The following is an 11436-nucleotide window of genomic DNA, read 5'->3' on the forward strand; positions in this document are numbered from 1 at the left end:
CAAATAGTTATTGAATAGCTTCTATTACAATACCTCAATGTTCAAGCACACGTTAGAACCTAGCAAACCTGTTAAGGTTAATACAGACGCATTGGACATATTAAAGGATTCACCCAAAGAGGTGAAAGAGTCAAAACATTTTTATCAACAGATATCTACAGATAGACAATGAAACCAAAGAAAGTAGCTTTATCCTTTATATACGAATGTTAACAATTATTTTTATTAAAATAGTAAATTCCCCTCTTTACCTACTCTTTCTTAGAGAATGTGGAAAATGTAAAGCTTTTGTCTATTAATAGGCTCCAATCTACCATCGATACTGATGCTCGTACTGGATAAAAGTCTGAAACCAAGTTTTATGAAGCAAAAAAACACATTTATCCATGTCTGAAGAATCATTACTTGTGTTAGATTCAGTTCTAGTAAAAAAGCAGAGTGATGCATATTCAACCACTCATTGAACGAATCTTGAAAAATGAGTAAATATTAAAGAAATATTAGCTGATATCCTACATACATATTATCTAAATATTAGAAAAATATTTTTTTTACAAATTTACTGTCATGTACTATAATAAATTTATTTTAAAAGATTGAGGACAGACTTTTAATCATTATAAAAATAGTTGGGAGAGGGATTTATAAATGATTAATAAAAACACATCTTTGAGGATGCAAAGTATCGTTTTTATAGGTTTTATGGGGGTAGGTAAAACCACAATCGGACAAAAAGTAGCCAGGAAATTATATAGGGATTTTATTGATATAGATCAAGAAATTGAAAGAGAATTTAACATGCCCACCACAGAAATATTCAAGAAGTTTGGGGAAAAGACTTTCCGCGAAAAAGAAAAAAGTATGATTGATTACTTTAGCCAACAGCAATTGAAAATTATTTCCGTTGGTGGAGGGGCTTTTTTACAAGAGGATATACGAAAAATTTGTCTCTCTAATTGTATTGTGTTCTACCTTGACTTATCTTGGGAATATTGGAAAGAGAGAATAGGCTTGCTTATTGATAGTAGACCAGTGTTACAAAGTCGAAGCCTTGAAGAAATAGAAGAACTTTTTAATACTAGACAGGAAATTTACTCCTATCACCACTCGAAAGTGAATACGAATGACCTTGATGTTGAAGAAGTAGCAGATTATATTGTTGAATCATTGAAAGTGGCTTGGGATATTTACGAACCACTTAAGTAATTCCACTAGTTGATTGCCCAAGCCCTATAAAACCTAAGAAAAGAATAATAGAAAAGATGAAAAGAATACAGCGATAAGGGATACTCCCTCTTCCTGTAAACTAATCACCTTTTTTTTCTTTTTAGGAGGATTCTCTAATAATCAGTTCGGGGTTTAATATAATACGCTGTTGTTCATGATCAATATTCACCATTTTTTGGTGCAAAAGATTCGCAGCTTCTTTTCCCATACGTTGAGGAAATGAAGAAACAGTCGTTAACGGCGGATGATAGATTTCTGCAACTGGAACATTATCGAATCCTACGATGTCTATATCTTGACCAGGAATCAATCCTTTCATCCTTAACCCTTGCATAACGCCGAAAGCAATTAGGTCGCTAAAGCAAAAGATTGCTGTAGGGGGATCAGGATTATTAAGGACTTTAAATACAGCCTCTAACCCTCCCTCTCGTGTCGGAGCACTATCTATCATTAACGATTCGTCAACTTCCAAGCCCGCTTTGGAAAGGGCTTCGCGATACCCCTCCATTCTCTCAATCCAAGTAGAAGATTCCCTAATCCCTCCAAGGAATGCAATCCTTTTATGTCCCTTTTCAATCAAATGATTAACAGCTATTCGGGCTCCTTCTGGATAGTTAATACCTACATAATCGCTATTTACTTCAGGTAATTCTCTAACAGCAAGAACAAATGGTGTGTCAATCTCATTTAATCGATTAATCGTTTCTTGTGTACTTTCAGAAACGGGACAAAGAATTAAGCCGCCTACTCTATGTTCCAACATAGTTGAAAGGAGTTGGTCTTGCTTCGTAACTGAATCAAATGTAGTTCCCAACAAGACCGTATATCCGACCTCTTCTAATGCATCATGTACACCTATCAGGAATTCAGAAAAAAAAGTGTTTGAAATATCAGTAATAATTATTCCTACAGTATCGGAACTCTGCGACCTTAGATTTGCTGCAATTCTATCGTAAACGTAACCCAATTCACGCATGGACTTTAAAACCTTTTTTCGTGTTGCTTCCGAAATTCGAGGGTTATTACGAACGATAAGGGAAGCAGTGGACGTAGATACGCCAGCATGCTTCGCTACCTGTTGCAATGTGACTCGACCTTTTTTGGGTTGTTTCATCGTTCAATCACCATCTTGAGTGTATTTTTGATGTATTGATTATAATCATCAATTCTTACTATAATAATAATATAGTTGTAGTTATTATTATACCCATAATATAAATTGCTTTATTGTACATAGTTCAGTCACCGCTTATTAGTAATTTTAATGCTATATACACAGAAGTTTTCCCTATTCCTTACTATTGCAAAAAAAAACACCATCCTAATTCTTGAAGATGGAGTTTTGAGTAATCAGTCTCTTTTCCTTATTTAAGTATTATCGGATGTTTAGTTAATTTTTTATACCGATAATTCACAAAAACTGCAGCTAGAATCCCTAAAGTTGCGATAAAACAATCAAATAGGAATATATGCGATATATCTCCACTTTTAGCGATTAACCCTGTTGCGATGGGTAAGACAACACTCGCTAAACTAGAGGCAGTTGAAACGATTCCCGTTACAGTTCCTTTTTTCTTCCAGAAAAGCTCAGCCATTATTGCAATGGTTAATTGAAAAATTCCAGCTGTAGAAGCTCCAAGGAAAAAAGAGGTTACGCTTAGTACAAGTGGTGTATGAACGGTAAGAATAACAATGACAGCTATTAAAGTAATCATTGGATAAAGCAAAATGACCGTCACAGGTTTCAGCCATTTTTTCAACAAAACGGATAAAAGCAGAACAGAAATAAGGGATCCAACGCTATAATAGCTTAACAATTTAATCGAATTGGAAGCAGACATTCCAGCGACTTCTTGCCCAAAACTCGGTAACCAGATTTGCGAGACTGTAAACAAGGCAGTAGATGTAAAACCAATAATAATAAGCGCTAGCCCTTCTTTCCAGAATTCAGGTTCACTTATAAACTTACTCAATTGCAATTCGTCTTCTTTACTATTATGACCGTCTTGGATTTTTTGAAATGAAGTAAAAAACAAAAATATCATGTTTAAAAAATAGATAACCGCCGGTAATAAAAAAGCATACCCATAAAACAAATTGTTTTCAGAAAGAAACAAGATGATAAATGGTAAAACTGTTGCGCCAAGTGAAACAAAAGCCTTAACCATTACGCTTGCGGAACTAGCAGATTTCGGAAACATTTCTGTAAGCGCTGGATATGTCCCCGCATCCATGGCAGAGTTAGAAACACCCGCAAGTAACGCAAACACAAAGGCTATCTCATAAGTTGGAGAAAATGGAATCCCCACTAAAAAGAATAACATGACAATAGTTGAGACAATGATTAACGGTTTCCTTCCAAATCTATCTGACAATATTCCTGTTATACCATACGTAAGCAATCTTCCAATACCTATTGCAGCAATAAGATAACTGATGCCAGTTGAATCTGTATCCCACTGTTCTGTTAAAGCGACCATGTTCGAAGCGAGAATTATATTGACCATCCCTAATAGAAAATAGTTAATATACATCCCTGATGCCGCTTTAAAATACTGATATTTCATTAATTACCCCCCCATAGTAAATCACGATGTAATTTTTCTCCCATTAAAGAACACTAAAGTTTGAAAAAATGAAATCTCTAAAAAAACTTAATCTGATCTTTTAATTACTGTATTTTTTTATAAAAATACAGTTTTCAATCCCCATTATGATATCCCATAAAATTAAAAACAATTTTTCAAAAAAAGAGCTAAGAAAAACAGGAAGTACACTCCCTGTTTTTCTTAGCTCCGAGGTCTATTGCATTCATATGCTGTAAGTTCCTTAACACCAAACACTAAAAAACAATTGAGTTCAGCAGGGGTCGCAAAAAACCTCTATTACTATAAGCTGGAGAGCAACCTCCACAGTGGAAGCTTATTAATCTGCAAAAATTTGCTCTTTAATATAATCAACAGGCATTTGTTGACCTGTCCACAATTCAAATGCTAAAGCACCTTGCCAAAGCATCATTCCAAGACCATTAATCGCTGTAGCCCCGGCAGCTTCAGCTTGTTCCATAAGTTTTGATTTACGTGGAATGTACACAACGTCTGTAACAATTAAATCAGAGCGTAGCATTGATTCGTCTTGAATGACACTTAAGCCTTCAAGTGGTTTCATACCAACGCCTGTTCCATTTGCCAAAATATCACTAGTTTCGATTTCAGCTCTTAATTGTTCAAGGTTCTCAAGTGGATACACATTTGCTTTCACATTTAAGTGCTTCATATCTTCATTAATGATTCGTACGTTTTCTTCTGCTTGTGGGAAGAAAGCATCATCACGCGCAAAAATGCTAATTTCAGCAAGTCCTTCTAGTGCAGATTGAATAGCAATAGGTGTAGCAGCGCCACCAGAACCGATAAGAGTCATTTTTTTGCCTTTGATATCTATACCATGTTCTTTAAGGTTGCGAGTATATCCCATTCCATCCGTACTGTGACCGACGAATTTCCCATCAACATTGACAACTGTATTAACCGCTCCTGAAAATTTAGCACTGTCTGCCAATTCATCTAAGTGTGGAAGGATTTTCATTTTATTTGGCATTGATACATTAAAACCTTTTACATTTAATGCTCGCATTCCTTTTACAGCATCCTCCAATGATTCATTTCCAACTTCAAATGCTAAATAAGCACAGTTTAATCCTAATTTATCAAATGCTAAATTGTGCATAGCTGGTGATAAAGAGTGTCCGATAGGTGTTGCTAAAAGTCCTACTAATTCTGTTTTTCCATTAATACGTGCTAAACTTTCCATGATTCAATCCCCCTGATGTATGATTCATAAAATTTTAAATAAATTCTTTTTTGGAAGAAATCCAATGAATTAAATATTTTGATCAATAGTTTCTAAAACACTTCTTAATTGAGATACAGGAATTTGTCCAGGTGCCGATGCTTCTTTTCCAGCACCAAATGTACAAGCTGAACCAAATACCGCACCGGTTAACCGGCTAACCAGGCCTGTCCCCGACATAGACATGGTAATAAACGGACGATCCGCATATTTAGTTTTCATCGTGTGAGTTGCATCTAATAAAACAAGTAGATCGTCTACACTTTGAGGCATGACAGCAATTTTTGGAATATGAGCTCCATACTCCTGCATTTTACGCAGTCGGTAAATGATTTCTTCTTTTGCTGGTGTCTTATGGAAATCGTGGTTACACATAATTACGTATACACCATTTTCCTCAGCAACCTTTACAGTTGCCTTGACATCTGACTCTTCATAAAATAATTCTACATCCACAAGATCAATATTCTTTGTTCGAATCGCTGTATGAAGTAATTCAAAATAATATTGATCCGTAATTTCTTTGTTGCCACCTTCTTTATGACTTCTAAAAGTGAAAAGAAGAAGAGTACTCGGTAAGGCTTTTCTTAGTTTTGAAATCATTTCCGAAACGGAGTTTAAGCTTTCAACATGTTCATACACATCTACTCGCCACTCAATGATATCTGGCTCCAAAGATTTTACCGTTTCAACTTCTTGAAGTAGCTCTTCTTGAGTTGTCCCCATTAATGGAACAATAATCTTTGGAACGCCTTCTCCGATTTTAACGTTTTTGATGGTAATCGTTTGCATGGATTTTTCCCCTTTTTATCATCAGTGAGGGCTTTCGAACCTCACTGATGTTTGTTAGTAAAACCTGTAAAAGATTATGACCTGACTTATGACTTTTTTAAACAGATGGAACTTTAATCACCTTTTTATAACGATAGGCAACAAAAACAGCCAATAAAATACTAACGATTGCAATTCCAACATCAAACAAGAATACAGCAGTTAGACCTGCACTCTTAGAAATCATACCTGTAATGAATGGTATGATAATAAAAGCTGAACTAGCTGCAATGTTTACATAAGATGTAATGGTTCCTTTATTAGCTGGGAAGAATTCGGTAATAATTGTCATGGCCAATTGGAACACACCTGCAGTTGATAACCCAATAAAGAAAGCACTCAAAACAGTCATGAATGGTTGCTGAATATAAATAAGAGACAATAAAGATATTGCGGCAATTACCGGATAAATAATCATAACTGTTATAGGTTTTATTACTTTATTTAATAAAACTGCTAGTAAAATGACTGAAACAAGGGACCCAATGCTATAGTAACTAAGCAATTGAACAGATTTAGCCTGTGTTAGACCTAATACTTCTTGTCCAAATTTAGGGAGCCAAACTTGTACAAGCATGAATAGAGCAGTTGATGTAAAACCTAGAAGAATAACGGCCAATCCTTCTTGGCCAAACTTTGGTTTTGATAAAAATTGTGGTTCAGCTGTTTCAACTTTATCCTCACTTTGGATATCACTTGGAGTTTTATGATTCGGGAATGATACCCTAAGTAAGAAAAATCCATTAACAAGGTAAACAGCTGCCATCAAGAAGAATGTATATCCGTAAAATAGATCTCTAGCAATAAAAAACGCCATAATAAATGGAAGAATTGTTGCACCAATTGAAACAAAAGCTTTAATTAATACAGTTGCAGAGCCTGCTTTCTTTTGGAAAGCTTCAATAAGTGCAGGATACGTCCCTGCGTCTAAAAATGAGTTAGCGATACCAGCACATATTGCAAAAATAAATGCTAATGTATAGTTAGGAGCCAATGGTATTCCCACTAAGAAAATCAGGTAGATGAAAGACGCCGATACAACAAAAGGCTTCCTTCCTAATTTATCCGACAGTCTTCCAGCAAAAAACAGAGAAACTAACTTACCAATACCTATTGCTGAAACCAGGTAGCTAATTCCTGATGTACTCGTATTTAACTGGTTGGACAAATTCTCCATATTTGACCCAATGATGATGTTGATCATACCTAAAATAAAGTAACTAATATATAAACCTATTGCCATTTTTATATATGGATTTTTCATAAAACACACCCCTATGTTAGTTATTCAAAAGTTGTCAGAAATGCAACTTAGTTATTAAGCTCTTTCTTAAAGCTTCCCCCTTGCGCCACAGTATATTTAAGAAAACGAACGATAAATATAAGCTACTTTAATGCATTAGTATATCGTTCTACTTAAATTTTAATAATTAGTATATCGTTCTACTAATATTCAAATCAAAGTTAGTATATCGTTCTACTAAATACTTGAACTCCCCCGCAGAATTAATTGGGTCTAATGTTGTTCAAAATGAAATCAGTATGTCCAAATTAAATACGTAAACACACAGCTGTAATCCATGCCCTTTACTGGAGTTACTTACTTAACTACATTTAGTATATCGTTCTACTGAAGTTATTATACTGCGCTAATTAAATTGTGTCAAACTTATGAAACAGTCCCCTCTATTCATAAATTTGCATAGGCTAGGCATTTAATCTCTTTGCCTATTTCAAGGAAATTCTGTTTCTTTAAAGAATGCTTCTTTAAACTCTCTAAAACTCCATTCTTCGAGTTGATGATTATTCCTCAACACATTCTTAACCGAGTGAGCCCCACTTAAGGATGGTTTGTCTTCTATGGGCTCAGGACTCCGTATGTATAATTAAGTGTGTATTGTGACTAATTTTAACTCTAAATATGTTTTTCTCATATATTTTCTTTTATCAATATCTCAGTTACATAGGCGACAGAGCAGTGTGTTTCCACTCTACAGTGATAGATAAAAACCATTTACCCTTTGAAATTTTGGCACCTGCTATTTTAGGCTCTACTGGCTTTAAGGTCTAATATTGAATTCACAAATTTTTTATTGTAATAAAATCAGAATTTACCCTGAACCCCAGCATATATGTAATCCATGAAAAAATCGGGACTATTACCAACCATCAATTACTTAACCCATTAAATTTCTTAAAGATTTTTTATTCGATACTCTTTCCCATTTTATAAACACAAAAAAAGACCAGCCAGAATGGCTGATCTTTTTGAATAGCTTGGCGGCGTCCTACTCTCACAGGGGGAAACCCCCAACTACCATCGGCGCTGAAGAGCTTAACTGCCGTGTTCGGAATGGGAACGGGTGTGACCTCTTCGCTATCGCCACCAAACAATAAAGGAACGTTGTTCCTTCAAAACTAGATAATAAGAAGGTATTTCATTTTTTAAAGCGTGGTTAAGTCCTCGATCTATTAGTATCAGTCAGCTCCACATGTCGCCACGCTTCCACCTCTGACCTATCAACCTGATCATCTTTCAGGGATCTTACTAGCTTGCGCTATGGGAAATCTCATCTCGAGGGGGCTTCATGCTTAGATGCTTTCAGCACTTATCCCGTCCGCACGTAGCTACCCAGCTATGCCTTTGGCAAGACAACTGGTACACCAGCGGTGCGTCCATCCCGGTCCTCTCGTACTAAGGACAGCTCCTCTCAAATTTCCTGCGCCCGCGACGGATAGGGACCGAACTGTCTCACGACGTTCTGAACCCAGCTCGCGTACCGCTTTAATGGGCGAACAGCCCAACCCTTGGGACCGACTACAGCCCCAGGATGCGATGAGCCGACATCGAGGTGCCAAACCTCCCCGTCGATGTGGACTCTTGGGGGAGATAAGCCTGTTATCCCCGGGGTAGCTTTTATCCGTTGAGCGATGGCCCTTCCATGCGGAACCACCGGATCACTAAGCCCGACTTTCGTCCCTGCTCGACTTGTAGGTCTCGCAGTCAAGCTCCCTTGTGCCTTTACACTCTACGAATGATTTCCAACCATTCTGAGGGAACCTTTGGGCGCCTCCGTTACTCTTTAGGAGGCGACCGCCCCAGTCAAACTGCCCACCTGACACTGTCTCCCACCCCGATAAGGGGCGCGGGTTAGAATTTCAATACAGCCAGGGTAGTATCCCACCAACGCCTCCACCGAAGCTAGCGCTCCGGCTTCTCAGGCTCCTACCTATCCTGTACAAGCTGTACCAAAATTCAATATCAGGCTGCAGTAAAGCTCCACGGGGTCTTTCCGTCCTGTCGCGGGTAACCTGCATCTTCACAGGTACTATAATTTCACCGAGTCTCTCGTTGAGACAGTGCCCAGATCGTTACACCTTTCGTGCGGGTCGGAACTTACCCGACAAGGAATTTCGCTACCTTAGGACCGTTATAGTTACGGCCGCCGTTTACTGGGGCTTCGGTTCAAAGCTTCGCTTGCGCTAACCTCTCCCCTTAACCTTCCAGCACCGGGCAGGTGTCAGCCCCTATACTTCGCCTTGCGGCTTCGCAGAGACCTGTGTTTTTGCTAAACAGTCGCCTGGGCCTATTCACTGCGGCTTTTCTGGGCTATTCACCCTAAAAAGCACCCCTTCTCCCGAAGTTACGGGGTCATTTTGCCGAGTTCCTTAACGAGAGTTCTCTCGCACACCTTAGGATTCTCTCCTCGCCTACCTGTGTCGGTTTGCGGTACGGGCACCTTACATCTCACTAGAGGCTTTTCTTGGCAGCGTGGAATCAGGAACTTCGGTACTATATTTCCCTCGCCATCACAGCTCCGCCTTAATGGAAACGGGATTTGCCTCGTTTCCGGCCTAACTGCTTGGACGCGCATATCCAACAGCGCGCTTACCCTATCCTTCTGCGTCCCCCCATCGTTCAAACGATGTATAGGTGGTACAGGAATATCAACCTGTTGTCCATCGCCTACGCCTTTCGGCCTCGGCTTAGGTCCCGACTAACCCTGAGCGGACGAGCCTTCCTCAGGAAACCTTAGGCATTCGGTGGAAGGGATTCTCACCCTTCTTTCGCTACTCATACCGGCATTCTCACTTCTAAGCGCTCCACCAGTCCTTCCGGTCTGACTTCAACGCCCTTAGAACGCTCTCCTACCATCGACACCATACGGTGTCAATCCACAGCTTCGGTGATACGTTTAGCCCCGGTACATTTTCGGCGCGGAGTCACTCGACCAGTGAGCTATTACGCACTCTTTAAATGATGGCTGCTTCTGAGCCAACATCCTGGTTGTCTAAGCAACTCCACATCCTTTTCCACTTAACGTATACTTTGGGACCTTAGCTGGTGGTCTGGGCTGTTTCCCTTTCGACTACGGATCTTATCACTCGCAGTCTGACTCCCAAGAATAAGTATTTGGCATTCGGAGTTTGACTGAATTCGGTAACCCGTTGGGGGCCCCTAGTCCAATCAGTGCTCTACCTCCAATACTCTCATCTTGAGGCTAGCCCTAAAGCTATTTCGGAGAGAACCAGCTATCTCCAGGTTCGATTGGAATTTCTCCGCTACCCACACCTCATCCCCGCACTTTTCAACGTGCGTGGGTTCGGGCCTCCATTCAGTGTTACCTGAACTTCACCCTGGACATGGGTAGATCACCTGGTTTCGGGTCTACGACCTCATACTCATTCGCCCTATTCAGACTCGCTTTCAGTCGCGGCTCCGTCTTATCAACTTAACCTCGCATGAAATCGTAACTCGCCGGTTCATTCTACAAAAGGCACGCCATTACCCATTAACGGGCTTTGACTACTTGTAGGCACACGGTTTCAGGATCTATTTCACTCCCCTTCCGGGGTGCTTTTCACCTTTCCCTCACGGTACTGGTTCACTATCGGTCACTAGGTAGTATTTAGCCTTGGGAGATGGTCCTCCCTGCTTCCGACGGGATTTCTCGTGTCCCGCCGTACTCAGGATCCACTCAGGAGGGAACGAAGTTTCAACTACAGGGTTTTTACCTTCTTTGACGGACCTTTCCAGATCACTTCATTTACCCCGTTCCTTTGTAACTCCATGTTGAGTGTCCTACAACCCCAAGAGGCAAGCCTCTTGGTTTGGGCTAATTCCGTTTCGCTCGCCGCTACTCAGGAAATCGCATTTGCTTTCTCTTCCTCCGGGTACTTAGATGTTTCAGTTCCCCGGGTCTGCCTTCAGTACCCTATGTATTCAGGTAAAGATACTGTTCCATTACGAACAGTGGGTTTCCCCATTCGGAAATCTCCGGATCAAAGCTTACTTACAGCTCCCCGAAGCATATCGGTGTTAGTCCCGTCCTTCATCGGCTCCTAGTGCCAAGGCATCCACCGTGCGCCCTTTCTAACTTAACCGTTAAAAAAGATCTTACTGATGCTTTGAAAAAATTAATTGCCTTCTATCTATTATCTAGTTTTCAAGGAACAAAGAAGAAAAAACTTCATCACAACGTGATGAGATCTTTCGTATCTGAATGAATTACTCATTCAAAACTGAAC

6 protein-coding genes and 2 rRNA genes are annotated in these 11436 nt (G+C 39.5%); 1 reads left to right on the forward strand and 7 read right to left on the reverse strand.

The features are described 5' to 3' along the window. Nucleotides 1–648 precede the first annotated feature (648 nt). On the forward strand, nucleotides 649–1206 hold the full coding sequence (locus JFU24_RS14520) for a shikimate kinase (protein ID WP_201183247.1): 558 nt from the start codon (nucleotides 649–651) through the stop codon (nucleotides 1204–1206). Between the two features lie 121 nt (nucleotides 1207–1327). Here JFU24_RS14520 and JFU24_RS14525 read toward each other — a convergent pair whose 3' ends face one another. From JFU24_RS14525 to JFU24_RS14555, 7 genes are all read right to left on the reverse strand, one after another. Continuing rightward, nucleotides 1328–2341, reverse strand: coding sequence for a LacI family DNA-binding transcriptional regulator (locus JFU24_RS14525; protein WP_056529132.1), 1014 nt, complete (start codon nucleotides 2339–2341; stop codon nucleotides 1328–1330). A gap of 250 nt (nucleotides 2342–2591) precedes the next feature. Continuing rightward, a complete protein-coding gene (locus tag JFU24_RS14530; RefSeq protein WP_201222353.1) occupies nucleotides 2592–3794 on the reverse strand; it encodes an MFS transporter in 1203 nt (400 codons plus the stop codon). Between the two features lie 358 nt (nucleotides 3795–4152). Further along, complete coding sequence (locus JFU24_RS14535) at nucleotides 4153–5037, reverse strand: quinate/shikimate dehydrogenase (RefSeq protein ID WP_098178045.1); 885 nt, start codon at nucleotides 5035–5037, stop codon at nucleotides 4153–4155. A gap of 69 nt (nucleotides 5038–5106) precedes the next feature. After that, a complete protein-coding gene (aroD, locus tag JFU24_RS14540) occupies nucleotides 5107–5868 on the reverse strand; it encodes a type I 3-dehydroquinate dehydratase (protein ID WP_116821329.1) in 762 nt (253 codons plus the stop codon). Between the two features lie 97 nt (nucleotides 5869–5965). Further along, nucleotides 5966–7171 carry an MFS transporter gene (locus tag JFU24_RS14545; RefSeq protein WP_201222354.1) on the reverse strand — a complete coding sequence of 402 codons (1206 nt, stop codon included), beginning with the start codon at nucleotides 7169–7171 and terminating at the stop codon, nucleotides 5966–5968. A gap of 1011 nt (nucleotides 7172–8182) precedes the next feature. Next, nucleotides 8183–8298 (reverse strand): 5S ribosomal RNA (gene rrf / locus JFU24_RS14550). A gap of 61 nt (nucleotides 8299–8359) precedes the next feature. Further along, nucleotides 8360–11292: ribosomal RNA gene (locus JFU24_RS14555) — 23S ribosomal RNA — on the reverse strand. Nucleotides 11293–11436 lie beyond the last annotated feature (144 nt).

This window comes from Peribacillus sp. TH27 (genome assembly GCF_016650915.1).
GTDB lineage: Bacteria > Bacillota > Bacilli > Bacillales > DSM-1321 > Peribacillus > Peribacillus butanolivorans.